The organism is Saccharopolyspora sp. NPDC045941 (assembly GCF_056431445.1).
Map to the genome: position 1 here is coordinate 102,610 of NZ_JBWKKU010000022.1, position 25,594 is coordinate 128,203.

The window sequence follows — 25,594 nt, forward strand, 5'->3', positions numbered from 1 at the left end:
CGAAAGCAGCGGGAGCCGACCGAGAAGTGCCTTACGTTGACGGCATGGGCGTGACCGAAGTGGTGCCGAACCTGTACTTCTTGCAGCTCGAGTTCGGGCAGGCGTACCTGTTGCGCGAGGGCCGCTCGGCAACCCTCATCGACACCGGGATCGCCGGGTCCGGCCCGGCCGTCACCGGGCTGCTGGCCGAACTGGACGCCGAGCTCGACCGGATCGTCATCACCCACGGGCACGAGGACCACACCGGTTCCGCGGCCGAACTCCGTGCCGCGACCGGCGCGCCCGTGCTGGCCCACGGCGCGGACGCGCCCGTCGTGCGCGGCGAGCGGAAGCAGGCCGATCCGGTGCTGCTCGACTGGGAACGTCCCCGCTTCGCGCGCATCGCTCCGACTCTCCCGCCTCCGCCGCCCTGCCCGGTCGACCAGGAGCTCGCCGACGGCGACGTGCTGGACTTCGGCGGTGGCGCACGGGTTCTCCCCATCCCGGGGCACACCGATGGAAGCATCGCTGTTTACTTGTCAAAGAGCCGAATTCTCTTCACCGGAGACACCATCGCCAACGTCGGCCGGCTGATGCTCGGCACGTTCAACGTTGATCGCGCGCGAACCATCGAGTCGTTCCACCGCCTCGCGGAACTCGACACCGAGGTCGCCTGCTTCGGCCACGGGGAGCCGATCATCGGCAACGCCGGCTCCGGGCTTCGCACGGCGGCGAAGCAACTCACGGCGTAGTCCACAACACTTCGCTCCTCACCGAAGCAACACCTCCTTACCGTTTCACCCATGGAAACCACGTCGCCCAGCAATGACATCCGAACCAGCAGCGGTGCCGATGCCGACCACGTGACCATCGCGCCGAGCGTCCTGTACTTCGGAACGCCGGTGGCGTTGCTGTCGACCGAGAACTCCGACGGCACCGCGAACCTCGCGCCGATGTCGTCCGCCTGGGCCCTCGGCGACGTGATGGTCCTCGGGATGGGCGGCGGCTCCCACACCGCGTCCAACCTCGAAGCCCGGCCCGACCTCGTGATCAACTTCCCGTCGCCCGAGCAGTGGCCCGCGGTTGAACGCCTCGCACCCCTGACCGGCCGGAACCCGGTTCCGGACCAGAAGCGCGGCGTGTTCCGCTTCGAACCGGACAAGTTCGGTGCCGCCGGGCTGCGCCCGGAGCCTTCGGAGCTGGTGCGCCCGCCCCGCGTCGCCGAGTGCCCGGTTCAGCTGGAGGCCCGCGCAACGCGGGTTCGAGCCGATGCGACCGGAAGCTTCCGCATCATCGAGGCGCAGATTCTGCGGGTGCACTGCGATCCGCGCATCGTCGTTGCCGGCACGAACCACATCGACCCGACGGCGTGGAGTCCCCTGATCTACAACTTCCGCCACTACTTCGGGCTCGGCCGGGAACTGGGGCACAGCTTTCGTTCCCAGACCCCGCGCCCGAAGGACGCGACAGCGTCGGTGTAGGCCGCTGTTCGGCCGGGCTCGAGCGGCTGCGCGCCGAAGGCGCTTGCTCAGGCTGCGATCTCCGCCATTTCGCTGATCGCCTCCTCCACCATTCGCCTGGTGTGCCGCAGTTCCCGGCTGTCCAACCGGTCCCGCAAGGCGCACAGGTCGTGCTCGGTGGCGGGACGCGGCCGCCCCAGCTTGTCGAGGCTCTTCAGCAGACCCAGCTCGGCCAGCGCGCCGCCGCGCGGTTCGTTGATGGACTGGAACATCTGCTTCGCGTCCCGGTACGTGCGTGCGGCCTCCCCGTACCAGCACGCGCGAAAGAGGACGTTGCCACGCATCTTGCGGTTGTAGGCCAGCGCGCTGGCCAGGTCCATCCGGCGGCAGATCCTCTCGGCTCGCGACAACAGCTGCAGCGCCTCGTCGTGCTCCCCGCGCAACGACATGACGTCCGCCATCCCCCTGAGGGCCCAGGCCAGGCCGCGCTCGTCCCCGCCTTCCTCCGCGATCTCGGCGGCCTCCGCGAACCGCTCCCACGCGGAGCCCAGGTCGCCCGCGTTGCGGTCGAGCTGCGCCAGGCCCTCCAGCGCCCACACCGTGTGCCGGCACTCGCCCCGCTTGCGGGCCTCGGCCAGCAGCTGCACGTGCAGCTCGCGCGCTTCCTCGTAATCCCCGCGGATCCGCAGCGTTTCGGCGATCCCGGCGACCGAGTAGCCGTACGCGATCAGTTCACCGGACTGCTTCGCGAGGTCCCGTGCGTAGCTGAGCCATCGCACCGCTGCGGCCATCTGCCCGCGCTGCCGGGCCAGGGTGCCGCCGCTCCACAGCGCCCACGCCATCGCGCCCCGCTCCCCCGCGCTGCGGGCCGTCCGGTAGCTCGCCCGCCACGCCGCATCCGCCTCGTCGAGCCGGCCGAGGCGCCGGTACGCCTCCGCGACCGCCAGCCGCGCCTGGGCGAGCGCCAGGCCGACGCCCTCCTCCGCCGCCTGGGACTCGCGCTCCAACGCTGCCGCCAGCACATCCCCGAGGGCCGCGTTCACCGACATGTCTCGGAGCTTCCCCTGGTACTCCGGAGCGAATGCCTTGCCGTACATCTCGAGCCACCTGGCCTTTCCACCGCGTTGGTGCTCAAGACGCACCAAAGTTGATTTGCGGCCACGCCCTCCGCCGATCCCCTGAAGCGGAGGGCGGGCCACTCCGAACCCCCGAACGACTCCAAAGCTATTGCGTCGCGAGGGGTCGGCGGCTCGGCCGAATTGGCAGGCCGGGTCAACCGATCGGCCAGTAAGGAGGCAGCGCTTCTAGTACTTTTGGCCGAGGTCGGCGGCGGTCAGGAACGAGCCGAATGGCCGGGACGCTCCGCAGGCGGCAGCTGGCAGGCCGGGGTGGCGCCCGGCAGCCGGTCTCGGTTCGCCGCGACCCATCGGTAAGCCCACTCCGCCAGCAGCCGCAGCACCGGGGCGGACATGAGCAGACCGAGCACCGGCCACGGCGTGCGGCAGTTCTTGAGCAGCTCCGCGACCGCGGCCGCGCCGCCGAACACGCGGCCCGACCTGGCCACCCACAGCACCTCGTGCCGGGCCCGGTCCGATGTGGTCCGCAGTGCGGCGAGATCTGCCTCCTGCCACGGCAGGATGCGCATGCGCACCGGCAGCCGCTCCGCGAGCCGCACGCTGCGCGTGCAGAATCCGCAGTCGCCGTCGTAGATGAGCACCGGCAGGTCTGCCATGCCTCGCACGCCCCTTTCCGCCGGTCCGCCGGTCGCCTCCAACAATGGACGCGGCCAGGCGGTCGGCACACGGTGAACCGCCTCGCGAGGCTTGCGCCGGCGTTCGGGCCGACGGATCAGCCGGCCAGCGCGGGTCAGTCCAGGTCGTCGTGGCGCATCAGCAGGCGGCCGGCCTCGGTCAGCGAACCCGACAGCGACGGGTACACCGAGAAGGTGTTCGCCAGGTTGTCGACGGTCACCTGGTTCTGCACCGCCAGTGCGATCGGCAGGATCAGCTCGCTGGCGTTCGGCGCCACCACGACGCCGCCCACCACCACACCGGTCTGCGGCCGGCAGAAGACCTTCAGGAAGCCGCGCCGCAGGCCCTCCATCTTCGCCCGCGGGTTGGTCGCCAGCGGCATCGTCACGGTCCGCGCGGGCACCTCCCCGGAGTCGATCGCCTGCTGGCTGATGCCGACCGTGGCGATCTCCGGGTGCGTGAAGACGTTCGCCGCGACGGTCTTGAGCTTGATCGGCGTGACGCCCTCGCCGAGCGCGTGCCACATCGCGATGCGGCCCTGCATGCCCGCCACCGAAGCCAGCAGCAGCAGACCGGTGCAGTCGCCGGCCGCGTAGACGCCGGGCACGCAGGTCCGCGACACCCGGTCGACCGGGATGTAGCCGCCGCGGTCGGGCTCGATCCCCACCCGCTCCAGGCCGATGTCGGTGGTGTTGGGCACCGAGCCGACGGTCATCAGCGCGTGGCTGGCCTCGACCTGCCGCCCGTCGGCGAGGTGGATCAGCACCCCGGAGTCGGTGCGCTCCACCTTCTCGGCCCGGGCGTGCTTGACGACCTCGGTACCGCGCTCGGCGAACACCTCTTCCAGCACCGCCGCGGCGTCCGCGTCCTCGTGCGGCAGCACCCGGTCGCGGCTGGAGATCATGGTGACCTTGACGCCCATCTCGGTGTAGGCGGAGGCGAACTCCACACCGGTCACACCGGAGCCGATCACGGCCAGGTGCTCGGGCAGTTCGGGCAGGTCGTAGAGCTGCCGCCAGGTCAGGATCCGCTCCCCGTCGGGCTCGGCGTCCTTGAGGATCCGGGGCGTGGCGCCGGTGGCGATCAGCACGACGTCGGCGGACAGCTCCTCGGAGCTGCCGTCGGCGAGATCGACCCCGATGTGGTGGACCGCCATGCCCTTGGTCGGGTTGGTGAACCGCGCACGGCCCGGCAGGATCTTCACGCCTTCGCGGCGGACCCTGGAGCGGATGTCGGCGGACTGCGCGAGCGCGAGGCCCTTGACCCGGCCGTGCACCACCGCGACGTCGACGTCGGAGTCCTCGGTCTTGGTGCGGATGCCCAGCTCACGGGCGTCCCGGAACGCGGAGCGCGCGCCGGCGGACGCGATGAAGGTCTTCGACGGGACGCAGTCGTAGAGCACGCACGCACCGCCGAGGCCCTCCGGCTCGACCAGCGTGACATCCGCCCCGTTCGAAGCCGCGACCAGCGCCGCCTCGTAGCCCGCGGGGCCGCCTCCCATGATCACGATGCGGGTCACTTCGCGCTCCTCCTCGGTCCGCCTGCCTTGTGGGCGCCGAACTCACCGTACGCTGCGACGAGTCCAGGCATTTCGGGTGGTGCCGCGCGAGTTGACCATCGTGGCGCAGACCACTCCGGGCGTTCCGGACAGGGCCGCGCGGTACGCCCGGGCCGGGACCCCCACCCACATTCGTGACGTAGTCCGCACCGCCACCCGGGCTGTCGATCGCTACCCTGTTGGGCGTGCCTCTGTACGCCGCGTACGGGTCCAACATGGACCCGGCCCAGATGATGAAGCGCGCCCCGCATTCCCCGATGGCGGGAACGGGCTGGCTGGTGGACTGGCGGCTGACCTTCGGCGGCGAGGACTACGGCTGGGAAGGGGCCCTCGCCACGATCGTCGAGCAGCCGGGCTCCCAGGTTTTCACGGTGCTCTACGACGTCAGCCCGGAGGACGAGCAGCAGCTCGACAACTGGGAAGGCGCCGAGCTCGGCATGCACAAGAAGCTACGGCTGCGGGTGCAGACGCTGGACGGATCGGCGCTGGCCTGGCTGTACGTGCTGGACGCCTACGAAGGCGGGCTGCCGTCGGCGCGCTATCTAGGCGTGATGGCCGATGCGGCCGAAGCTGCCGGGGCGCCCGAGGACTACGTCGAGAAGCTGCGCAAACGCCCGTGCCACAACGTCGGCCCGTGAACCCCGCGTGACATCCGGACCGAATATCACGTCTCTCGTGTGATAATCACTCCGGTTGCACGCGCGAGGTGAGGAGGTCCATGGTCGACGCAGGCACGCCGGTCAACCAGCAGGACCGGCGCGAGCAGATCCGCCAAGAGGTGCTGGCCAGCGGGTTCGTCCGCATCGAGGCGCTGGCCGCCGAGCACGGGGTCAGCGGGATGACCATCCACCGCGACCTGGACGTCCTCGAACAGCAGGGCTGGCTGCGCAAGGTTCGCGGCGGTGCGACGTCGACGCCGACCGCGCTGCTGGAGACCTCGGTGCGGGCCCGGATCGCCGACGCGGCCGACGAGAAGGCGCGCATCGCGAAGCACGCCATCCGGCACGTTTCCCCCGGTCAGGTCGTCGCGCTCGACGACAGCACCAGCGCGCTCGCGGTCGCGGAGCAGTTGGCGCCGCTGGGTCCGCTGACCGTCGTGACGAACTTCCTGTCCGTGATCAACCTGCTCAGCGGCGAACCGGGGCTGCACCTGATCGGGCTCGGCGGCGACTACCAGCCGTCCTACGACGCGTTCCTCGGCCTGCACACCGCGGGCATGGCCCGCACGATGCGCTCCGACGTGCTGTTCATGTCGACCACGGCAGTCGTCGACGGGCACTGCCTGCACCGCTCGCAGGAGACGATCCAGGTCAAGCGCGCCCTCATGGAGACCACCGGCAAGCGCGTGCTGCTGCTGGACCACTCCAAGTTCGACCGGCGCGCCGTGCACGAGCTCGCGCCGCTGACCGAGTTCGACGTCGTCGTGGTCGACGCGGGAACCCCGGCATCGCTGCGCGACGAACTGCGGGCGGCGGGCGTGGCGCTGGAGGTCGCCGACGGCTGATCACCGGCGTTCATGCCGTGCCGTAGATGCGGTTCAGGGCGTCGAGCGTCGTGGTGAGCCGTTCCCGGAGCTCGGCCGGGGCGAGGATTTCGGCGTCGGCACCGAGTTTGAGCAGCTCCGGGAGGGCTTGGTCGACGGACTCGATCGGGATCGTCACCTCGGTCCAGCCGGCGGCGTCAGGGGCTTCCGCGGTTCGCCGTGCCGCTCGCGCCACGGCCGGCTCCACCAGGTGCGGCAGCCGGCCGAGGGCGTGCGGGGAAAGCCTGATCGTCGCTTCACCCCGGTGTCGTCGCGCATCGAACTGCTCCAGGTACGCCTGCCAGTGGGCGGCCAGGTCGAAGCCGGCCGGCCGGGAGAAGCGCTCGTCGAGGACGTGCAGGTCGACGATCCGGGAGATGCGGTAGGTGCGGATCAGCCCGGCCGCCCCGGCCACGAGGTACCAACGGCCCGCCTTCAGGACCAGCCCGTACGGGTGCGCGATCCGGGTCGTCTCGTGCGGTTCGGCCCAGCGCAGGTAGCGCATCCGCACCGCTCTGTTGTTCCAGACCGCGTCGGCGACCTCGGTCAGGTGCGGCGTGCGGTCCGCGCCTCGGTACCACGCCGGGGCGTCGAGGTGGAACCGTTCGGTGATCCGTTCGGCGCGATCGCGCAGCTCAGCGGGCAGGGCCGCCTTGAGCTTGAGCTGGGCCGCGGTCACGACGGCACCCAGTCCGAGCTCGGCGGCGGCCGCGGGCAGCCCGGTCAGGAACAGCGACTCTGCCTCGCCGGCGGTCAGGCCGGTCAGCTTGGTTCGGAAGCCTTCGAGCAGGCGGTACCCGCCCTCGTGGCCGGGCTCGCCGTAGAGCGGCACGCCCGCCGCGCTGAGGGATTCCACGTCGCGGTAGATGGTTCGCGCCGATACCTCCAGCTCGTCGGCCAGCTCCTGCGCCGTCATCCGCTGCCTGGTCTGCAGCAGCAACAGGATCGATACCAGCCGGCTCGCGCGCATGAGCGGAAGTCTGCCGAGATCCACTGACAGGAGATGTCAGGGAAGCCCGAATAGCGTCCGCGCATGAACATCGACATCGGCCAGTTCGTCGAGCGCTACGTCGCGGTGTGGAACGAGCCCGACCCGGTCGCCCGGCGCAGCGCCATCGCCTCCCTCTGGGCCGAGGACGGCGTCGAGGTGATCGAGTCGGCGCAGTTCCGGGGCCACGACGAGCTCGAAGGCCGGATCGCCGCGGCCCACGAGGAGTTCGTGCGGGACGCCGGTTTCGCGTTCCGGGCCGCGGGTGACGTCAGCGGCCACCACGACATCATCACCTTCACCACGCACATGGTGCCCGCCGGAGGCGGTGACATCGCCTGGACCGGCCGGGCAGTCGTCGTCCTCGGCCCGGACGGGCGGATCCGGTCTGACCACCAGTTCACCGTGCCGACCGGAGACACCCGGTCCACTGTGGATGATTTCCTCCGCAGGCTCGCCGCCGGCGACCCGGACCGGATCGCCGACCTGTTCGCCGAGCGCGTCGACTGGGTGCTGGACTGGCCCGCCGACGGCCACCCGGCGGTGCCCTGGATCCGTCCCCGCTCGACCAGGGCGGACGTCGCCGAGCACTTCCGCATGATCGCCGAATTCCACGTGCCAGGAGAGGCGACCGGACCCGCGCCGCGGGTCCTCGTGGACGGCAACGAGGCGGTTGTGCTCGGCGACATCCGTCAGACGACCAAGGCCACCGGCAAGCCGTACACCGCGCTCTGCGCGCTGCACCTGATCGTCGAGGACGGCCTGATCACGCGCTACGCCGTCTACGAAGACAGCCTCACGGTCGCGGAAGCCCTCTCCGGCTCCTGATCAGGCCGCGGGGAGCCAGCCACGGGCGCGGAGCTCGTCGAGGAAGCGCTGGTAGCTGTCGTCCAGCTGCCGCACTTCAGCCCGCACCGGCTCGACGAGTTCGCCACCGGGCACCATCTCCGCCGCCGCGGTGCTCAGGTTCGGGTAGGTCGAACCGCTGGCCGCCAGCAGCGCCGCGCCCAACGCCGTCCCCGCGCCTTGGACGCGCAGCACCGGCTTGTCCAGCACCGACGCCCTGATCTGGCACCAGGCGATGCTGCGGGCTCCGCCGCCGGCGGTGCGCACAGCGCCTTCTGCCGGCGCGCCGAGCTCGGCTAGCCGCTCCAGCGCGAGCCGCTCGCAGAAGGCGACGCCTTCGAGGCGGGAGCGGTACTCGTCGACCCGGTCCGCGGGCGTGCCGAGCGTGAACCGGGTGGCGTTCGCGGCGAGGAACGGGAACCGCTCCCCCTCGCCGCGCAGCGGGTAGCCGACCACGCTCGCCGGTCCGCGCTCGGTCGCCGCCGCGTCCAGGCTCGACAGCTCTGCCGGGTCCACATCGGACAGCGCCGAGCCGCCGATGTTCGCCGCGCCGCCGGGCAGCCACATCCCCTCCGGGTGCAGGTGGCTGTACACCGCACCGGCCGGATCGTGCACGAGCTCCTTGGAGACCCCCTTGAGCACCAGGGTGGTGCCGAGGACCGTCACGAACTGCCCGACGTCGACCGCTCCGCAGGCCAGCTGCCCGGCGCAGCCGTCGGTCATCCCGGCACGCACCTCGCAGCCGACCGGGAGTCCGGTCTGCGCTGCGGCGTTCGCATCGACGGCGCCCAGCACCGCCGTCGGGCGCACGACTTCCGGAAGCAGCCCACCCGGCACGCCCAAGGCGTCGAACGCCTCGGTGGCCCACTCGCCGTCGACCGCGTCGTAGCCGCTCTTCAGCGCGTGGCTGGAATCGGTGGCGACCGGATGCCCGACGAGCTTCCAGGCGATGACGTCGGGCGTGTGGCACACCCGCGCCGTGCCGTCCGGAAGGTGTCGCGCCAGCCAGCCGATCCGGGCCAGGCCGGAGCCCGCCGACGGCGTGATGCCGGTGCGCCGCCAGCGGCTCGCACCCACCTCGGCGGCGATCCGGGCTTCCGCATCGGCACGCCGGTCGTCGTACATCAGCGCCGCCGCGAGCGGCTCGCCGTCACCGTCGACCGGAACGACCGTGCCCGACGTCGCCGAGATCGCCAGCGAGCGGATTTCGCTGCTGCGCGAACCCAAAGCGGCCGCGCACTCGGCAAGGCTGTCGCGCACCGCGGGCCACCAGGTGGTCGCGTCCTGCTCGGAGCGTCCACCCGATGATCGCACCGGCTGCGGCAGCCGCCGGGACGCCGCGGCGATCACCGATCCCGCCGGATCGTGGATCTGCACCCGGACGTTGGCGGTCGCGACGTCGACGCCCGCGACGAGCTCGGTCATCGGCAAGCCTCCAGCGTTTTCGAGAGTTGTTCGCTCATTCGGCCCCCTGCAGGCGTTCCAGCGCGGTGGGCAATTCGGCCAGCGAGAACACCGCCACATCGGGCTCGGCGAGCTGCTCCGGCGTGGGCTCCGGCGGCGCTTCGCCGCGCACCACCCAAACCGTGCGCAGCCCGACCCGGTGCGCGCCGCGCACGTCGGTGTCGAGCCGGTTGCCGACGTGCACCGCGTTCTTCGGCTCGACGCCGGCCTCCCGCAGCGCGTGCTGGAAGATCCGCGGGTCCGGCTTCTCCGCGCCGACGACCTCCGAAACCGCCCAGATGTCGATGAAGTCGGCCACGCCGTCCCGGCGGAGCGCGTCCACGACGACCGCTCGCTGGTTCGCCACGACCGCGAGTTTGTAGCGGCCAGCGAGCTCGCGCAGCGTCGGGAGCACGTCGGCGTGCAGCGCCGATGGCGGGTACTCCCAGTAGCGCTCGGCGCGGTCGGAAAGCCGCTGCCGGTCCTGCGCGGTCAGGAACCGCTCGGCGACCGCGGTGCGCAGGGACCCGCCCTGGGCTTGGCGGCGTTCGTCGTAGACCTGCTGGAACTCGGCTTCGTCGACGCTCCGGCCGTCTTCGGCCGCCAGCTCTCGCGCGGCGCGCAGCAGCGCGTCGCGGTAGGCCTTGTCGTCGTAGATGGGGCCGCCGACGTCGAGCAGCACGAGGTCGATGCGGTCGTTCTCCGAGCCGGGGCTGGGTTGAGGCGGCACGTGGCGTCCTTCCGGTCGTGGTCCGCAACCGGGACCTTGGTGTCACATCCCATCGCAAACATAACATCTATCTTGAAATTTTTAACACCAAATGTTGTGATGTTCTCGGGTCGGGCCGACCGGATCGACCAGGCAGGCGGGATCAGGAGGACACGTCCGTGATCACCATCGGCATCGACGCCGGCACCTCGGTGGTGAAGAGCGTCGCCTACGCCTCGGATGGCACCGAGCTCGCGGTCGTCCGCCGGCCAACCCGGGTCGAGCGCCCCCGGCCCGGCTGGGCCGAACAGGACATGCCCGAGGTCTGGTCGGCCGTCGCCGACACAGTCGCCGAACTCGTCCGCGAGCTCCGCGCCGAAGTCGTCGCGCTGGCGATCACCGCGCAGGGCGACGGCTGCTGGCTCGTCGACGAGGCCGGCCGGCCGACCGGTCCCGCGCTGCTCTGGAACGACGCGCGCGCCTCGGCGATCGCCGCGAACTGGGGCGACTCCGGGCTGCTCGCCGAGCTGTTCAAGATCAACGGCTCGGTCGGCTTCGCCGGGCTGCCGCACGCGCAGCTCAGCTGGCTCGCCGAGCACCAGCCCGATCGGATCGCCACCGCCGCGAAGGTGCTGACCTGCGGCGGCTGGCTGTTCAACTGCCTGACCGGCCGCCTGGCCTGGGACGTCTCCGAGGCCTCCAACCCGTTCCTCGACGCGCGGACCGGGCTCTACTCCGACGCGGTGCTCGGCGAACTCGGCCTGGACTGGGCGCAGCGGCTGCTGCCCGACGCCGTCGACGGCGCGCAGCGGATCGCGCCGCTGCAGCGGTCCGCGGCCGAGCGGCTGGGCGTTGCGGAAGGCACGCCGGTCGTGCTGGGCGCCTACGACGTGATCTCCACCGCGATCGGCGCGGGCGTGACCGAGCCCGGGCAGGCTTGCACCATCCTCGGCACCACGATCTGCACCGAGGTGATCAGCGACGAGCCCCGGTTGGAGCGCGCTCCCGTCGGCATGTCGCTGCGCACCCCGGTGCCCGGCCGCTGGATGCTCGCCAGCGCCACGCTCGCCGGGACCGAGGTCGTCGAATGGGCCTGCCGGATGCTCGGCCTGCCCAACCCGGAGAACCTCACCGAGCTCGCCGAACAGGCCGAGCCGGGCAGCAAGGACCTGCTGATGCTGCCCTACCTCTCGCTCGGCGGTGAGCGCGCGCCCTTCTACGACCCGGCCGCGCGCGGCAGCCTGCAGGGCCTGAGCCTGGAGCACGGCCCCGCCGAGATCGCCCGGGCGTGCCTGGAGGGGCTGGCCATGGTGATCCGGGACTGCCTGGTCGCCAGCACCGCGCAGCCCACCGAGCTGCGGCTCACCGGCGGCGGGTCGGCGAACCCGCTGTGGCGCCAGGTGATCGCGGACGTCACCGGCCTGCCGGTCGTGCGCACCACCGACGAGCAGGCCGGGGCGCGGGGCGCGGCGGTGACCGCGCACGCATTGCTGGCGGGCCGCGACATCACCGACGTCGCCCGCGAGCTGGTCGGCACGTCCGAACCGTTGAGGCCGACCGAGAGCAACCGCGCGCTGTACGACGACGCATACGCCCGTTTCGTCGAGGTGCGCGAATCCGCCCAGGCCGCCGGTTGGTTCCGGCGCGCGGACTGACGTTCGGCTGCTCATCGCGCACCTCCGACCAGCACGCCGCGAGGCCTGGACCACGCGAGTTGGAGCAGGGCCGTGGCTCGCCGGGTGCCCCGGCGATCCCTGCGCCGGGTGAGCCGTTCAGCGACGAGCGCCCGGAAGCGCTCGGCGGCTTCACCGAGCTGGGCGAGCGCCTGCTCCAGGCAGTCCAGCGCCGACCGCTGCTCGCCGGTGCACAGCAGTTCGCAGATGGCGACGTCCAGCGCCTGGGTGCGCAGCCCGTCGAGCTCGACGACGTCACACTCCCTGACCCAGGCCTGGTGGATGACGAGATCCGGCTGGGACCGGAGCTCTCGGTCGTAGGGAATGGTCACGTGCACCACGCCGCCGGCGGCGAAATCGCAGCCGTGCATCGCCACTGCGGTGGCGCCGGACAGCACGGCGTGCGGCCCGGCGCGCAGCAGCGCGGCCGCCGCTCGGGTCAGCGGGTCGTGGACGCGGGTGACCGGGACGACGACCCCGTACCAAGGCTCCACCCAGTCGCCTGCGGCCAGTCCGGCCGCAACCTCCGCACGACCGAGCGCCTGCTCCGCGTCGCGGCGGGTCATGGCACCGTGCAGCGAGGACTTCGGCCAGCCGCCCGGCACGTCGGATTCGACGGCCACCGGCGGCCGCATTTCGGGAGAGATGATGTTCGCGGTCATGCCATTAAAGAGGCGGGAACCCCGCGAACAGATACAGCAGCGAGCGGATACACCTCATTCGGGTGGACTCGGCCGCGAACCGCGTGCAGGAGCCTGCTGATCCGGCCGTCCAGCGGGCAGTGCCCGCCGGACGGCTGCGCTCTCAGCGCTCCAGGCTGATCAGGGCGGTGTTCACCATCGCTCGGATGCCCACGAACAGGGCCCGCTCGTCCAGCGCGAACGTCGGCTGGTGCAGGTCCTTGACCCGGCCCACCCCGGAGTGGACGCCCAGCCTCGCGAACGAGCCCGGCACGTGCTCCAGGTACCAGCCGAAGTCCTCGCCGCCGGACGACTGCGGGGTGCTGGCCAGGGCGTCCTCGCCGAGGCCGGCCGCGATCCCGGCCCGCAGCAGCTCGGTGCTCTCCGCGTCGTTCACCACCGGCGGCACGCCGCGGCGGTGCTGCAGGTCGAACCCGACGCCCAGCGGCGACAGCAGGTTGTGCACGAGCTCGTGCACCAACGGCTCCAGCTTCGCCCAGGTGTCGCGGTCGCCCGTGCGCAACGTCCCGGTCAGCACGCCGTCCTGCGGAATGGCGTTCGGCGCCTCGCCCGCGTGCACCGCGCCCCAGGTCAGGACGGTTCCGGTGCGCGGATCGACGCGGCGCGACAGCAGCGTCGGCAGGCCCGTGATGACGGTGCCCAGCGCGTGCACCAGGTCCGCGGTCAGGTGCGGGCGCGAGGTGTGCCCGCCCGGCGAGGTCAGCCGGAGCTCCAGCAGGTCGGCCGCGGACGTGATCGCCCCGACCCGGGTTCCGACCTGCCCCACCAGCAGGCGCGGGTCGCAGTGCAGCCCGAAGATCCGGTCCACGTCGTCGAGAGCACCGGCGGCCAGCACGTCCAGGGCGCCGCCGGGCATCACCTCTTCGGCCGGCTGGAAGACCATCCGCACCCGGCCGCGCAGGCTCGGCGCGACGGCCAGCGCCAGCGCGGCGCCCAGCGCGACCGTGGTGTGCGCGTCGTGCCCGCAGGCGTGCGCGACTCCGTCCATTGTGGAGGCATAGGGCAGTCCGGTGGTCTCGCTCAGCGGCAGCGCGTCGATGTCGGCCCGCAGCGCCACGGTGCGCTGGCCGGGCCGCGCCTCCCCGATGTCGCAGACCAGGCCGGTGCCCACCGGCAGCATCCGCGGGCGCAGGGCGGCCCGGGTGAGCCGCTCGGCGAGGAACGCGGTGGTCTCGTGCTCGGCACGGGAGAGCTCCGGGTAGGCGTGGATGTGCCGCCGCCAGGCCACCACTCGATGCGCGTTGGCGTCCAGCCAGGCATCCAGCCAGGATGGCCCACGACCAGCGCCGAGGTCGACCACGGCGGATTCCGCACCGGACCCCACGCTGGACATGGTGCTGCCGATGGGCGCACTCGGCCCGTCCGCACCTGCCGCCACGAGAGTGCCCTGGGCCACGGCGGAACGCTCCGCCACTTCCCAATCCACGTCTTCCGCCACCGAACCGCCGTTCGGGGACTGACCCGGGTCCGGGCCACGAGAATCCACCACGGTCACGCCACGCCTCCCGACGTGCAGATCTGTTCCGACGAACTCCGAGCCGACCGGTCGCGCGCGGCCGCCAGCAGGCGATCGCGTTGCGCGCCGTCCAAAGCAGCGGCCACTGCGGTCCAGGCCATCGCCAAGGCTGCGTCGAGCACCGCGCGATCCGCGGTCGGTGTCGCGCAGGCCGCAGCGAATTCCTCCTGGTGGTTGACCGCGTCGCCGCAGTCCACCGCGATCATCGGATGGATCGCGGGCAAGGCCTGGGTCACGTTGCCCATGTCGGTGCTGCCGATTACCGGGCCCTGCTCTTCGCCCCGGTCGAGCGGTTCACGCTCGAGCTCGGTGATCGCGCGGCCGTACACCTCCGACAGCCAGCCGTCGGGGTTCAACTCCGCGTACACCGGGGAGATCTGCACGACTTCGTGCTCACATCCGGTCGCCGTCGCGCCCGCCTCGAAACAGGCCCGAATGCGGTTCTCCAGGCGCTGCAGGGAGCGCGCTTCGGCAGCACGCAGGTTGTAGACCGCCGCGGTGTGCGCGGGAACGATGTTCGGCGCCGCGCCACCTGCGGTAACGATACCGTGCACCATTTGCCGGGGCTCGAGGTGCTGCCGGAGCAGGCCGATGGCGACCTGCGCGACCGTCAACGCGTCGGCCGCGTTGACGCCTAGTTCCGGGGCCGCGGCGGCGTGCGCCGCGCGGCCGGTGTAGCGGACCTCGAGATCGGTGATGGCCAGCGAGGTCGGCCGGCAGACCTCTTCCGGGCCGGGGTGCACCATCATCGCCATCGCGACGCCGTCGAAGACGCCGCGCTCCAGCATCAGCACCTTGCCGCCGCCGGTCTCCTCGGCCGGGGTGCCGATCAGCCGCACCGTGATGCCGAGGTCGTCGGCGATCCCCGCCAGCGCGAGCGCGGCACCGACTCCGGCCGCGGCGATGATGTTGTGCCCGCAGGCGTGGCCGACCTCCGGCAGCGCGTCGTACTCCGCGCAGATGCCGACCACCAGTTCGCCGCTGCCCGACTCGGCGACGAGCGCGGTGTCGAGGCCGGCGACCGGGGTTCGGACGGCGAAGCCGTGCCGGGCGAGCAGGTCCGCGACCTTGGCGGCGCTGCGGTGTTCGGCGAACGCGAGCTCCGGCTCGGCGTGGATGCTCCGGGAGAGCTCGACCAGCTCCGCTTCGTGGTGCTGCACCCGGTCGCGGCAGTGGGCGCGCGCTGCGGCAGAACGATCGGCGGCGGGATGTGGAGCGGTACTCATTTGCGCCCATCCTGCATCATCCGGATCGCCGGCGCGGGCCTGGCGCGAGGCCGGGAGCCCACCGGTCGTCACACTGCGACGAACGGGTGGTTCGGATTCGGCGGAACCGAAGAAATTGGAGATCGACCGGAGCCGACTAACCTATTCCTCACACTTTCGATTGATAAACCGGGCGACGAAGCCGACCATCACGACACCACAGCGTGACCGCATCCGGAAGTCGAGGAGTGCCTGCCGCGCAGGCCGTACCAGGAAAAGGTGTGGGCCGGCACCGGTCGGGGGGCTTCCCGGTGCCGGCCCACGTCAGTGGGGGGCTACTACCCCGTCGCAGGCGCGCTGGACCCGTGGTTACCCGGGCGGGGGATGTGGTCCGCGCACTCAGTCAGTTGTGAAAATCCCACAGGTTCGGCGTCAGGTCTAGTCCATGGCGAGAATTAGCACCGAAATAATCTCGTAAAAACCGACCACGCTGCCGGTTTTATCGGCGACTACTTCTTCTTCCACGTGACGAACAAGACCGGCTTCTTGCGCGCCTTGCGGGATAACAGCACCAGTGCGATCAACACCACTCCGGCGGCACCGATGGCGAGGCGCTGCTTGTCGTAGGCCGGCGGCTGAGCGGGCGGCGCCGGCTGCTGGCCCGGATCTTGGGCCAGCACGACGACCGGCGCGCCGGGCGGTGCGGTCTCGCCCGCCGCCAGCGCGGGTGGCGCCACCAAGAGGAACAACGCGATCGCAAGGCCAGCTAACACGCGGCCGGTCCGCCACATGATGGCTCCACACCCTCCTACGCCGCGTTCGTTGATCACACGTCAGCGGTAACTCTTGCGTGGTCACTCGTGCAGGTCCATTTGATCATATTAGACGCCGAGAGTGACCAGCTATGCGCGACTTGTGCCGGATCGGCGCAGTGCCGAACGGGTCAGCGAACCCGGCGCTCCCGCTCGATGCGGTCGCCGAGCTCGTCCACCACCAGCGAATCCCGGTCCATGCTGTCCGCGCGGTACGCCGCCCGGCCCACGAGCTGCGCCAGCACCGGCGCGGTGAGCATCTGGAACAGGCCGACCAGGATCAGCCCCGAGGCGTAGACGAAGTCGAGCTGCACCGCGGTGCCGATCAGGATCAGGATCAGTCCGAGGGTTTGCGGCTTGGTCGCCGCTTGCAGCCGCGCCGTCACGTCCGGGAAGCTAAGCAACCCGATCGCGCCGAGCAGGCAGGACAACGCGCCGCCGATCAGGCACACCGCGGAGAACACGTCCAACCAGCTCATCGGTACGGCTCCTTCTTCTCGATCAACCGCGCCGCGCTGACCGAACCGATGAACGCGAGCAGCGCGAACGCGGCCAGCAACGCGATGTTCGAGCCGTCGCCCAGCCAGCCCATGCCGACGCAGGTCCCGGCGACGATCAGGGTGACGAACACGTCGACCGCCACGATCCGGTCCAGGGTGGTGCGGCCGCGCAGCAACCGGACGACCACCAGCAGGCCGGCCACGCACAGCAGGCCGAAGGTGACCGCGAAGACCCAGGCCATGCTCACCCCTCCTGTCCGCTCACCAGCGCCACCTCGTTCGCCGAGCCGACCGCCTGCACGACCCGCCGCTCCAGGGCCAGCACCTCGCGCCGCACCGACTCGACGTCCTCGGCTCGCATGCCGAGCGCGTAGACGTAGCAGATCCGGTTGACCCGGTCGATCTGCAGGACGAACTTGCCGGGCGCCAGCGACACCGCGTTGGCGACCATCGCGGTGATGTGGTCGGAGTCGGTCCGCAGCGTGACCGCGACGATGCCCGCCTTCGCGTTCGGCCCGCGGGTCAACGCCTGCCAGGACACCCGCGCCGTGGAGCTCACCAGGTCCCACGCGAGGTAGGCGACGAGCTGCAGCAGCCGCAGCGGGCGCACCACGATGTTGGTGTTGATCGGCGGCAGCGGGAACATGGTGGACACCAGCAGCGCCACCACCAGGCCGAAGAACAACGTGCCCAGGTCGAAGGTGCCCCACAGCATCACCCAGACCAGGGTCAGCCAGGCCACCAGCGGCAGCCGCTGCAGCAGCCGCCGCCGGCGGCTGATCGCCTGCTCACTCACCGGCAGCACCTCCCAGCACCGCGGTCCGATAGGTCTCGCCGTGCATCAGGTCCGTCGCCGCCCGGCCGCTGACGTCGGCCAGCGGCCCCGCGACCAGGGCGATCACCACGCTCGCCGCCACCAGCACGCCGGTCGCGACGACCATCGGGCGGTTCGACGTGGCCGTGCCGACGACCAGCTCATCGGTGGGATCCGGGTCCGGCTCCGGCGCCTTGACCTGGCCCCAGAACGCCCGGGTCCAGACCCGCGCCATCGCGTAGAGGGTGAGCAGACTGGTCAGCACCGCGCCGCCGGTGACCGCGTAGGCGGTCCAGGTGCCGGCGCCGACACCGGCCTGCAGCAGTGCCAGCTTCGCGACGAAGCCGGAGAACGGCGGCACCCCGGCCAGGCTCAGCGCGGGCAGCGCGAACAGCACCGCGATCAGCGGCGCGGCCTTGGCGAGCCCGCCCATCCTGGTCAGCGCCACCGTGCCGGTGTGCCGCGTGATCAACCCGCTGACCAGGAACAACGTGGCCTGCACGGTGATGTGGTGCACCACGTAGAGGATCACCCCGGTCAGCCCGATCACGTCGTAGACGCCTAGGCCGAACAGCATGTACCCGATGTGGCTGACCAGCAGGAAGGACAGCAGCCGGTTGAGGTCGTTCTGGGCCAGCGCGCCCAGCGCGCCGACGATCATGGTGATCAGCGCGATGCCCAGCATCAGGTTCCAGCTCTCGGAATGGCTGAAGACCAATGTCTGGGTGCGGATCAGCGCGTAGATGCCGACCTTGGTCAGCAGGCCGGCGAACACCGCGGTGACCGGCGCGGGCGCCGTCGGATAGCTGTCCGGCAGCCAGAAGTGCAGCGGCACCATCGCCGCCTTCACGCCGAAGACGATCACCACCAGCAGCGCGAGGGCGATCTGCAGCCCGTCCGGCAGCTGGTGCACCTTCTCCCCGAGGTCGGCCAGGTTGACCGTGCCGGTGGAGGCGTACACCAGCGCGATCATCGTGATGAACAGCAGCGACGACGCCAGGCTGACGATCGTGTAGGTCATGCCCGCGCGGATGCGGGTGGCCGTCGTGCGCCGGGTGATCAGCACGTACGACGAGCTCAGCATGATCTCGAACGCGACGAACAGGTTGAACAGGTCGCCGGTGAGGTACGCCAGCGACACGCCCGCGCACAGCATCAGGTACATCGGGTGGAACGTGGTGCTGGAGCGCTGCCTGCCGTAGTCGGTGATGCGCTGGCCGATCGAGTAGATCAGCACCGCGAACGTCACCACCGACGAGACCACCAGCAGCAGCGCCGAGAGCCGGTCCGCGACCAGGGTGATGCCGAACGGCGCCGGCCAGGCGCCCATCTGCAGCACCACCGGGCCGTAGCGGTCCGCGACGTACAGCAGCACCGCGGCGTCGGCGATGATCCCGCCGAGGACGATGAGCCCGAGCGCGCGCTGGATGTCGGCGAACCGTCCCAGCGCCAACGACAGTCCGGCAGCGGCCAGCGGAAGCAGAACGGGCAGGGCCACCAGGACCGTCACTGAGTGGCCTCCTTGATATCCGCTCGGGTCGATTTGCTCAGCGGTGCGGGTGGCAGAACCTCAAGCGCCGCCTCGCTGTGGGATCCCCGATTTGTGTATGACCAATACGCGGCATCGGGGCTGTCCTCGCGAGGCGACCCCTGAGAACCCGCGGCGGTGCAAGTTGCATAAGTGGTTGAAAGCGGCTTACGCCGCTTGCCTGACGTCACCGTTCCGCCCCCAACCCGCGAGCCTCCTTCGCCAGTTCCTCGGTGCTGTCGTCTTCGGATTCCGCCAGGCGGCGTTCCATCCGCTGGATGCGCCGGTCCTCCACGTCGTCGCGGACCTCGTCGTGGCCGAGCAGCGTCCACGACCGGTACGCCAGCGCCAGCAGGAAGGTGGTCAGCGCGAAGGTGATCACGATCGCGGTGAGGGCCATCGCCTGCGGCAGCGGATCGGCCATCTCGTCCAGCGGCGTGGTGCCGATCATCGCGGCGCCGGCGGGCGGACCGCCGGCGGTCTGCAGCAGCAGGTTGGAGCCGTGGCCGAGGATCACGATGCCCAGCAGGATCCGCATCAGCGAGCGCTGCATCAGCAGGTAGAAGCCGACCGAGTACAGCACGGCGAGCACGACCGCCATGGTCAGGTTGATGGTCATCGCTGCCCCCTGGCCGCCGCTTCGACGTCGGCTTCGATACCCGCGCCCAGGGTCCGCAGCAGGTCCAGCACCACGCCGACGATCAGGACGTACACCCCGGTGTCCAGCAGGACGCTGGTGACGAACTTGATCTCGCCGAGCAGCGGCACCGCGAACTTGTAGATCGCAGTCTCCAGGATCTGCCCGCCGAACAGCAGCGGCAGGAACGCGGAGGTGGTCGCGATGGTCAGGCCGATGCCGATGAGCACCGGCGGGCGCATCGAGACGATCGCGCTGTCGTCCATCCGGCCACCGGCCAGGTAGCGCAGCACGAACGCCTGCCCGGCGACCAGGCCGCCGCTGAACCCGCCGCCGGCCCGGTCGTGCCCGGCGAACAGCAGGTAGATCGACAGCACCAGCACCGTCGGGAAGATGATCCGGGACGCCAGCTCCAGCAGCACGGTCCGCTGCATCCCCTCGCGGGGAAAACCGGAGAGCAGCCACCGCTCGCTCGGGGCGTCCCAGGCTGTCCAGGCCGGTTTCGGCTTCGTCGGCGAGGTCATTCGCGCACCTCCTCCTGCTGCTTGGCCAGGGTCGGGGTCTTGATCCGCGGCATGGTCGCCGCGCGGGTGCTGCGTTTCCGGCGTTCGTGCCGGGAGGCCAGGAGCAGGCTGGCGACGCCGGTCGCGGCGACCGCGAGCACCGCGATCTCGCCGACGGTGTCGAAGGCGCGGAAGTCGACGATGATCGCGTTGACCACGTTGGTCGCGCCGGCGCCCTTCTCGGAGTTCGCGATGAACTCGGCGCTGGCCTCCGGGGGCGCCTGGCGGGCCGCGCTGAAGATGACCGCGGCCAGCGAGATGAACACGCCGGCCGCGCCCGCGATGATCGCCTTGGGCAGCCGCAGCGCCTTCGTGGTCGGGGTTTCGCTCTGCGTGAAGCGCACCGGCAGCCGGCGCAGCACGAACACGAACGCCACCAGTGTCAGCGTCTCGACGAGGAACTGCGCCAGCGCCAGGTCCGGGCCGCCGTCCACGATGAACAGCCCGCCGATGCCGTAGCCGACGACGCCGACCAGCAGCACCCCGGTCAACCGCCGCCGCGAGCGCAGCACGGCGACCGCCGCGACGATCACCACGATCGCCAGCGGCAGCTGCAGGAGGTTGTCGTAGGCGCGCACGTCCTCCGGCACGGTCGCCCGCATCACCAGCGCCGTACCGGGGATCGCCAGCACGGTCAGCAGGATGATGCCGAGGTAGGTCGGCAGCGAACCGACCTGCAGGCGCCCGGTGACGCCGACCGCGACCCGCTCCAGCAGCGCCATGATCCGCTCGTACCCGCGCTGGGCGTCCAGCGGCCGCGGCAACCGGCTGCGCAGCGCGGTGAGGCGGGTGCGTCCGAGGTGCAGCGCGACACCGCCGGTCACGGCGACCGCCGACAGCAGCAGCGGCAGCGTCCAGCCGTGCCAGATCCCCAGGTGGTACGGGTCGGCCCCTACCGGGAAAGCGCTGGCGTAAGCGCTGGTCAGCTTGTCGACGACCGAGTAGCTGAGGCCCAGGACGACGCCCGCGGCGGCCGGCAGCGCGGCGGGCAGCAGCGCCTCGAGACCGGCCGGTTTGGCCTCGGTCGGCACGATGTCGCGCTTGTCCGCGAAGGCGCCCCACAACAGCCGCAGGCTGTAGGCGACGGTCAGCATCGAGCCGACCACCAGCACCGCGTCCACCAGCGGATCCGGGCCGGAGCCGCCGAGGTAGGCGCTGAACGCCGCCTCCTTGCCGACGAAGCCGAGCATCGGCGGCAGCCCCGCCATCGACGCCGCGCCCAGCGTCGCGATCACCGCCAGCCACGGCATCCGGCGGCCCAGCCCGGACAGCTCGCGGATGTCGCGGGTGCCGGTCTGGTGGTCGATGATGCCGACGACCAGGAACAACGTCGCCTTGAACAGGCCGTGGGCCAGCAGCATCGCGGTCCCGGCGACCGCCGCGGTGTAGGTGCCGGTGCCGAGCAGCACCATCAGGAAGCCGAGCTGGCTGACCGTGCCGTAGGCGAGCAGCTTCTTCAGGTCGTACTCGTGCAGCGCCCGCCAGCCGCCCATCAGCATGGTGGCCAGGCCGAACACCACGGTCGGCAGCCACCACTGCGGCACGCCCGCGAACACCGGCCCCAGCCTGGCCACCAGGAACACACCGGCCTTGACCATCGACGCGGCGTGCAGGTAGGCGCTGATCGGCGTCGGCGCCACCATCGCGGCGGGCAACCAGTTGTGGAACGGCACCTGCGCGGACTTGGTGAACGCGCCGACCAGGATCAGCACCGCGGCCACCGCGACCGGCGTGCCGCCGGGCGGGTTCGCGATCAGCTCGGAGATCCGGTAGGTGCCCGCGGACTCGCCGAGCACGACGAAGCCCAGCAGCATCACCAGTCCGCCCAGGCTGGTGATCATCAGGGCCTGCAGCGCGGACCGCCGCGACTCGCGGCTGATCCCGGCCTGCCCGACCAGCAGGAACGAGCAGATCGTGGTCAGTTCCCAGAAGACGTAGACGGTGATCAGGTCGTCGGCGAAGACCAGCCCCAGCATCGCGCCGGCGAACGCCAGCAGCAGCGGCGCGGACCGCCGCGCGTCACCCCCGCCGCGGCTGAAGTACGCGTCGGAGTAGATCAGCACCAGCGAGCCGATGCCGGCGACCAGCACCGTCATCAGCAGCCCGAGCGCGTCCAGCCGGAAGCTGAGCTCCAGCCCGATCAGCGGCGCCCACGCGACCGTCTCGGTGATCACCTGCCCGGTCAGCACCGGTTGCGCCTGCGCCAGCACCCAGACCAGCGCTGCGGCCGGTGGGACGGCCGCGGTCAGGAACGCGGCTCGGGTGCTGCGCCGCGCGAGGAACGGCAGCGCCAGAGCAACCAGCAGGTGCACGATGACGAACGCGAGCAAGGGCACCTCCTCGACGACGATTGGTCGTGGTCACCCGGACCCGCCGATTCCCGAACACCGGGATTGTTCGTCACCGTTGACGCAGCCGCACCGCGACGATCGACGTCGCGGCAGTGCAACCGCTGCGCGTATCGGCTTGAGGAAGGCTCGGGCCACCGATGTACAGCGAGGTCCGATCGGAGCCCAACTTATCCGAAACGCCCTAGTTCGGGCCAGTCAGCTCCAGACGGCATATTGGCCGATGGGAGGCCGTTTTTCGTTGCGACGAAATGACCTTTGGCGGCATCGGGGGTGCCACCGAGACGACCGTCGGCGTGGGATTGTTCACTTTTCGTAACGCCGATACGAATACTGCGGGTGATCATCCCGGCGAGTCCGGTAATCATCGCAGCTGAGCAACGATCCTCCCCGGTTCCGCCAATGCCGAGCCGTCGACCATGGAAAATATGGCCGTGCCCACGGATAGCTACGAACCCGACACCCTGGCCGGCGCCGGGCGGTTGATCGGGAACCGGTACCGCTTGGACGGCAAGCTCGGCGGCGGTGCGATGGGCACCGTGTGGTCCGGCACGGACGAGCTGCTGCGGCGGCAGGTGGCGGTCAAGGAGGTCAAGCTCCCGCCGGGGATGCCGGACGAGGAGGCCGCCGAGTTGCGCGAGCGCGCGCTCCGGGAGGCTCGCGCCATCGCCGTCCTGTCGCATCCCAACGTCGTGACGCTCTACGACGTTGCGCGTGAGAACGGCGAACCGTTCGTGGTCATGGAGCTCGTACCGTCGCAGAGCCTCGCCGCGATCCTCAGCAAGCACGGTGCGCTCGACGACCACCAGCTCGCGATGATCGCCGACGGCGTCGCCTCCGGACTGGACGCCGCGCACCGGGCGGGCATCGTGCACCGCGACGTCAAGCCCGGCAACGTGTTGATCGGCGACGACGGCCGGATCAAGGTCAGCGACTTCGGGATCTCCCGCAACATCGCCGAGCACACCCTCACCAGCACCGGCATCCTGCTCGGCACCCCGGCGTTCATCGCCCCGGAGGTCGCCGCGGGCCAGGGCGTGACCGCCGCCGCCGACCTGTGGGGGCTCGGCGCGACGATGTTCGCCGCGGCCGAGGGGCGCACGCCCTACGACGTCAGCAACGACCCGCTGGCCACCGTGACCGAGGTGGTGCGCGGCCCCGTGCCGGTGGCCACCCGGCCCGGCCCGATCGGCGACATCATCCGCGGCCTGATGGTCAAGGACCCGTCGCAGCGGATGCCGCTGACCGAGGCGCGCCGCCGGATCCAGCGCCTGCTGCCCGAGCCCGGCATCCGCCCCTTCTCGATGCTGCTGGACCCGGACGCGCCGACGGTGAAGGTGCGGCACCAGGTGTCGCCCCCGCCGGCGCCGAAGCCCGCGCCCGCGCTGGATTCGGCTCCCCTGGCAAGCAATCCCGGCCTGCCGCCGTTCGCGTTGAAGGAGCCGCCGCAACAGCCCCGCCGCAGGTCGCCGCTGGCGGTGCTCGCACTCGGCGTCGCCGCGGTCGTGCTCTTCGCCGCCGCGCTCGCCGGTGGCTTCTCCGCGACCCGGTTGATCGCGGGCAAGCCGGTGCTGCCGGAAGCCGCGAGCCCGGTGGGCGAGCCCGCACCGCCGCCGGTGCACCTGAACCTGGCCGAGCACCGCAACGTCGCGAAGCACACCGCCGCACCGAGCGGCGGCGAGTTCACCATCATGGCTCCGAGCGATCCCGGTTGGCGGCTGTTCATCAGCGAGCGCAACGACTTCGCCAACAGCGCGGTCGTGTCCTTCGTGTCCCCGGACGGCACCACCGAGATCGCCGTCCAGCGCTACGGCAGCTTCTTCGGCGCCGGCTACGAGTTCTCGGACTACGAGAACGAGCTGCGGAAGTCCGGTGCGGGCCAGGATCACAAGGTAACCATCCAGTCCAGCTCCCCCGACGGCGGCAACCGGCAGCGGCTGGCGTACACGACGGCCGAGAAGTCCAGGTTCAGCCAGCTGGACCCGGAGCGGCGGGTCAGCACCGCGGCGGAGCTGACCCGCCACGGCAACGACCTGTGGATCGTGCGGGTGACCGTGCCGGGCAGCCAGGCGCCGAACGGCGAACTCGACCAGATCCAGGGCAGCCTGCAGACCAGCTAGCCGTGAAAACGGGTTCCACGTGCTCGTGCGGTGTTGAACGGGCTTCGTCCCGGCCTGGTACGGACTAAGCTGCGCGGCCGTGACCTCTACGACTGCTTCCGATCCTTCCGCCGCTGCGCAGGCGGCCGCCGCCAAGCTCGCCGAGATCACCGGCACCGACCGCCACGACCTGGTCGTCGTGCTCGGTTCCGGCTGGCAACCCGCCGCCGAGGAGATCGGCCGGCCCACCACCGAGCTGAGCATGTCCGACCTGCCAGGCTTCGCCGCGCCGGGCGCGATCGGGCACAGCGGCAAGATCTGGTCGCTGCAGGTGGGCGACAAGCGGGCGATGGTCATGCTCGGGCGGACGCACCTGTACGAGGGCAAGGGCATCGATCCGGTGGCGCACGGCGTGCGGACCGCGATCGCCGCCGGCTGCCGGACGGTCGTGCTCACCAACGCCGCCGGCGGGATCCGCGAGGGCATGCAGGTCGGTCAGCCCGTGCTGATCAGCGACCACGTCAACATGACCGCGCGGTCGCCGCTGGTCGGCGCGAACTTCGTGGACCTCACCGACCTGTACTCGCCGCGGCTGCGGGAGCTGGCCCGCAGCATCGATCCCTCGCTGGAGGAAGGCGTGTACGCCGGTCTGCCGGGCCCGCACTTCGAGACGCCGGCGGAAATCCGGATGCTGCGCGGGCTCGGCGTCGACCTGGTCGGGATGTCGACCGTGCTGGAGGCCATCGCGGCCCGCGCCGAGGGCGCCGAGGTGTTCGGGCTGTCGCTGGTGACGAACCTGGCCGCCGGGTTGAGCGGGCAGCCGCTGAACCACCAGGAGGTCCTGGACGCCGGTCGCGCCTCGGCCAGCCGGATGGGCAAGCTGCTGCGTTCGCTGGTCGAGGCGGCGTGAGCGCGGCTCTTGCCTCGCGCGTGGCCAGGTGC

Annotated in this window: 25 protein-coding genes; 8 read left to right on the forward strand and 17 right to left on the reverse strand. The window is 71.0% G+C overall.

Annotated elements, in window-relative coordinates:
* Nucleotides 1–44: 44 nt before the first annotated feature.
* Entirely contained in the window at nt 45–731 is a 687-nt protein-coding gene (locus tag AC07FN_RS19720) for an MBL fold metallo-hydrolase (protein ID WP_478396915.1), read from the forward strand.
* A 51-nt stretch (nt 732–782) separates the two neighbouring features.
* Entirely contained in the window at nt 783–1,460 is a 678-nt protein-coding gene (locus AC07FN_RS19725; RefSeq protein WP_478396916.1) for a flavin reductase family protein, read from the forward strand.
* A gap of 47 nt (nt 1,461–1,507) precedes the next feature.
* Here the strand turns inward: AC07FN_RS19725 and AC07FN_RS19730 are convergent, their stop codons facing one another.
* From AC07FN_RS19730 to AC07FN_RS19740, 3 genes are all read right to left on the reverse strand, one after another.
* Nucleotides 1,508–2,536: a tetratricopeptide repeat protein gene (locus AC07FN_RS19730; protein WP_478396917.1), complete on the reverse strand. Its 1,029-nt coding sequence runs from the start codon at nt 2,534–2,536 to the stop codon at nt 1,508–1,510.
* A gap of 236 nt (nt 2,537–2,772) precedes the next feature.
* Entirely contained in the window at nt 2,773–3,171 is a 399-nt protein-coding gene (locus AC07FN_RS19735) for a thiol-disulfide oxidoreductase DCC family protein (RefSeq protein ID WP_478396918.1), read from the reverse strand.
* Nucleotides 3,172–3,305: 134 nt separating this feature from the next.
* Nucleotides 3,306–4,709: an NAD(P)H-quinone dehydrogenase gene (locus AC07FN_RS19740; protein WP_478396919.1), complete on the reverse strand. Its 1,404-nt coding sequence runs from the start codon at nt 4,707–4,709 to the stop codon at nt 3,306–3,308.
* Between the two features lie 224 nt (nt 4,710–4,933).
* Between AC07FN_RS19740 and AC07FN_RS19745 the strand changes: the two genes are divergently transcribed.
* Nucleotides 4,934–5,386 (forward strand): gamma-glutamylcyclotransferase family protein, encoded by a 453-nt coding sequence (locus AC07FN_RS19745; protein ID WP_132485273.1) that lies wholly within the window; start codon nt 4,934–4,936, stop codon nt 5,384–5,386.
* 80 nt (nt 5,387–5,466) lie between these two features.
* Entirely contained in the window at nt 5,467–6,252 is a 786-nt protein-coding gene (locus tag AC07FN_RS19750) for a DeoR/GlpR family DNA-binding transcription regulator (RefSeq protein WP_452618639.1), read from the forward strand.
* Nucleotides 6,253–6,262: 10 nt separating this feature from the next.
* Here AC07FN_RS19750 and AC07FN_RS19755 read toward each other — a convergent pair whose 3' ends face one another.
* Nucleotides 6,263–7,240, reverse strand: coding sequence for a helix-turn-helix transcriptional regulator (locus AC07FN_RS19755; protein WP_478396920.1), 978 nt, complete (start codon nt 7,238–7,240; stop codon nt 6,263–6,265).
* 63 nt (nt 7,241–7,303) lie between these two features.
* Here AC07FN_RS19755 and AC07FN_RS19760 point away from each other — a divergent pair, with 63 nt between their 5' ends.
* A complete protein-coding gene (locus AC07FN_RS19760; RefSeq protein WP_478396921.1) occupies nt 7,304–8,086 on the forward strand; it encodes a nuclear transport factor 2 family protein in 783 nt (260 codons plus the stop codon).
* Here the strand turns inward: AC07FN_RS19760 and AC07FN_RS19765 are convergent, their stop codons facing one another.
* Together AC07FN_RS19765 and AC07FN_RS19770 are read right to left on the reverse strand one after the other, a co-directional pair.
* Nucleotides 8,087–9,529 (reverse strand): FGGY-family carbohydrate kinase, encoded by a 1,443-nt coding sequence (locus tag AC07FN_RS19765; protein ID WP_478396922.1) that lies wholly within the window; start codon nt 9,527–9,529, stop codon nt 8,087–8,089. It abuts the gene before it with no gap.
* Nucleotides 9,530–9,563: 34 nt separating this feature from the next.
* Nucleotides 9,564–10,277 (reverse strand): HAD family hydrolase, encoded by a 714-nt coding sequence (locus AC07FN_RS19770; RefSeq protein ID WP_132485263.1) that lies wholly within the window; start codon nt 10,275–10,277, stop codon nt 9,564–9,566.
* Nucleotides 10,278–10,435: 158 nt separating this feature from the next.
* Here AC07FN_RS19770 and AC07FN_RS19775 point away from each other — a divergent pair, with 158 nt between their 5' ends.
* Nucleotides 10,436–11,911, forward strand: coding sequence for an FGGY family carbohydrate kinase (locus AC07FN_RS19775; RefSeq protein ID WP_478396923.1), 1,476 nt, complete (start codon nt 10,436–10,438; stop codon nt 11,909–11,911).
* An 11-nt stretch (nt 11,912–11,922) separates the two neighbouring features.
* Here the strand turns inward: AC07FN_RS19775 and AC07FN_RS19780 are convergent, their stop codons facing one another.
* From AC07FN_RS19780 to mbhE, 11 genes are all read right to left on the reverse strand, one after another.
* A complete protein-coding gene (locus tag AC07FN_RS19780; protein WP_478396924.1) occupies nt 11,923–12,591 on the reverse strand; it encodes a hypothetical protein in 669 nt (222 codons plus the stop codon).
* Between the two features lie 142 nt (nt 12,592–12,733).
* Entirely contained in the window at nt 12,734–14,125 is a 1,392-nt protein-coding gene (locus tag AC07FN_RS19785; protein ID WP_478396925.1) for an amidohydrolase, read from the reverse strand.
* Nucleotides 14,122–15,372 (reverse strand): M20 family metallopeptidase, encoded by a 1,251-nt coding sequence (locus tag AC07FN_RS19790; RefSeq protein ID WP_478396926.1) that lies wholly within the window; start codon nt 15,370–15,372, stop codon nt 14,122–14,124. The genes AC07FN_RS19785 and AC07FN_RS19790 overlap by 4 nt, the downstream gene beginning before the upstream one ends.
* A 488-nt stretch (nt 15,373–15,860) precedes the next feature.
* Entirely contained in the window at nt 15,861–16,142 is a 282-nt protein-coding gene (locus AC07FN_RS19795; protein ID WP_452637231.1) for a hypothetical protein, read from the reverse strand.
* A gap of 152 nt (nt 16,143–16,294) precedes the next feature.
* Nucleotides 16,295–16,642, reverse strand: coding sequence for a monovalent cation/H(+) antiporter subunit G (mnhG, locus tag AC07FN_RS19800; protein WP_358579390.1), 348 nt, complete (start codon nt 16,640–16,642; stop codon nt 16,295–16,297).
* Nucleotides 16,639–16,905: an MrpF/PhaF family protein gene (locus AC07FN_RS19805; RefSeq protein ID WP_478396927.1), complete on the reverse strand. Its 267-nt coding sequence runs from the start codon at nt 16,903–16,905 to the stop codon at nt 16,639–16,641. Before AC07FN_RS19805 ends, mnhG begins: the two co-directional genes overlap by 4 nt.
* 2 nt (nt 16,906–16,907) lie before the next feature.
* Nucleotides 16,908–17,459 carry a Na+/H+ antiporter subunit E gene (locus AC07FN_RS19810; protein WP_478396928.1) on the reverse strand — a complete coding sequence of 184 codons (552 nt, stop codon included), beginning with the start codon at nt 17,457–17,459 and terminating at the stop codon, nt 16,908–16,910.
* Nucleotides 17,452–18,987 carry a Na+/H+ antiporter subunit D gene (locus AC07FN_RS19815; protein ID WP_478396929.1) on the reverse strand — a complete coding sequence of 512 codons (1,536 nt, stop codon included), beginning with the start codon at nt 18,985–18,987 and terminating at the stop codon, nt 17,452–17,454. The genes AC07FN_RS19810 and AC07FN_RS19815 overlap by 8 nt, the downstream gene beginning before the upstream one ends.
* Before the next feature lie 205 nt (nt 18,988–19,192).
* A complete protein-coding gene (locus AC07FN_RS19820) occupies nt 19,193–19,624 on the reverse strand; it encodes a Na(+)/H(+) antiporter subunit C (RefSeq protein ID WP_478387917.1) in 432 nt (143 codons plus the stop codon).
* Entirely contained in the window at nt 19,621–20,166 is a 546-nt protein-coding gene (locus tag AC07FN_RS19825; RefSeq protein WP_358579380.1) for an MnhB domain-containing protein, read from the reverse strand. Before AC07FN_RS19825 ends, AC07FN_RS19820 begins: the two co-directional genes overlap by 4 nt.
* Nucleotides 20,163–22,535, reverse strand: coding sequence for a hydrogen gas-evolving membrane-bound hydrogenase subunit E (gene mbhE / locus AC07FN_RS19830; RefSeq protein WP_478396930.1), 2,373 nt, complete (start codon nt 22,533–22,535; stop codon nt 20,163–20,165). Before mbhE ends, AC07FN_RS19825 begins: the two co-directional genes overlap by 4 nt.
* Before the next feature lie 446 nt (nt 22,536–22,981).
* Here mbhE and AC07FN_RS19835 point away from each other — a divergent pair, with 446 nt between their 5' ends.
* Complete coding sequence (locus AC07FN_RS19835) at nt 22,982–24,673, forward strand: serine/threonine-protein kinase (protein ID WP_478396931.1); 1,692 nt, start codon at nt 22,982–22,984, stop codon at nt 24,671–24,673.
* Nucleotides 24,674–24,752: 79 nt separating this feature from the next.
* The gene (locus AC07FN_RS19840; protein ID WP_132485241.1) at nt 24,753–25,562 is read left to right on the forward strand and encodes a purine-nucleoside phosphorylase; all 810 of its coding nucleotides are present in this window, start codon (nt 24,753–24,755) and stop codon (nt 25,560–25,562) included.
* Nucleotides 25,563–25,594: the final 32 nt, after the last annotated feature.

Coding starts and splice junctions, on each gene's coding strand:
- AC07FN_RS19750 (WP_452618639.1), top strand. CDS start 5,467: ATGGTCGACGCAGGCACGCCGGTCAACCAGCAGGACCGGCGCGAGCAG.
- AC07FN_RS19820 (WP_478387917.1), bottom strand. CDS start 19,624: ATGACCATCAACCTGACCATGGCGGTCGTGCTCGCCGTGCTGTACTCG.
- mnhG (WP_358579390.1), bottom strand. CDS start 16,642: ATGAGCTGGTTGGACGTGTTCTCCGCGGTGTGCCTGATCGGCGGCGCG.
- AC07FN_RS19805 (WP_478396927.1), bottom strand. CDS start 16,905: ATGGCCTGGGTCTTCGCGGTCACCTTCGGCCTGCTGTGCGTGGCCGGC.
- AC07FN_RS19725 (WP_478396916.1), top strand. CDS start 783: ATGGAAACCACGTCGCCCAGCAATGACATCCGAACCAGCAGCGGTGCC.
- AC07FN_RS19765 (WP_478396922.1), bottom strand. CDS start 9,529: ATGACCGAGCTCGTCGCGGGCGTCGACGTCGCGACCGCCAACGTCCGG.
- AC07FN_RS19760 (WP_478396921.1), top strand. CDS start 7,304: ATGAACATCGACATCGGCCAGTTCGTCGAGCGCTACGTCGCGGTGTGG.
- AC07FN_RS19730 (WP_478396917.1), bottom strand. CDS start 2,536: ATGTACGGCAAGGCATTCGCTCCGGAGTACCAGGGGAAGCTCCGAGAC.
- AC07FN_RS19755 (WP_478396920.1), bottom strand. CDS start 7,240: ATGCGCGCGAGCCGGCTGGTATCGATCCTGTTGCTGCTGCAGACCAGG.
- AC07FN_RS19790 (WP_478396926.1), bottom strand. CDS start 15,372: ATGAGTACCGCTCCACATCCCGCCGCCGATCGTTCTGCCGCAGCGCGC.
- AC07FN_RS19835 (WP_478396931.1), top strand. CDS start 22,982: ATGGCCGTGCCCACGGATAGCTACGAACCCGACACCCTGGCCGGCGCC.
- AC07FN_RS19795 (WP_452637231.1), bottom strand. CDS start 16,142: ATGTGGCGGACCGGCCGCGTGTTAGCTGGCCTTGCGATCGCGTTGTTC.
- AC07FN_RS19735 (WP_478396918.1), bottom strand. CDS start 3,171: ATGGCAGACCTGCCGGTGCTCATCTACGACGGCGACTGCGGATTCTGC.
- AC07FN_RS19780 (WP_478396924.1), bottom strand. CDS start 12,591: ATGACCGCGAACATCATCTCTCCCGAAATGCGGCCGCCGGTGGCCGTC.
- AC07FN_RS19720 (WP_478396915.1), top strand. CDS start 45: ATGGGCGTGACCGAAGTGGTGCCGAACCTGTACTTCTTGCAGCTCGAG.
- AC07FN_RS19825 (WP_358579380.1), bottom strand. CDS start 20,166: ATGACCTCGCCGACGAAGCCGAAACCGGCCTGGACAGCCTGGGACGCC.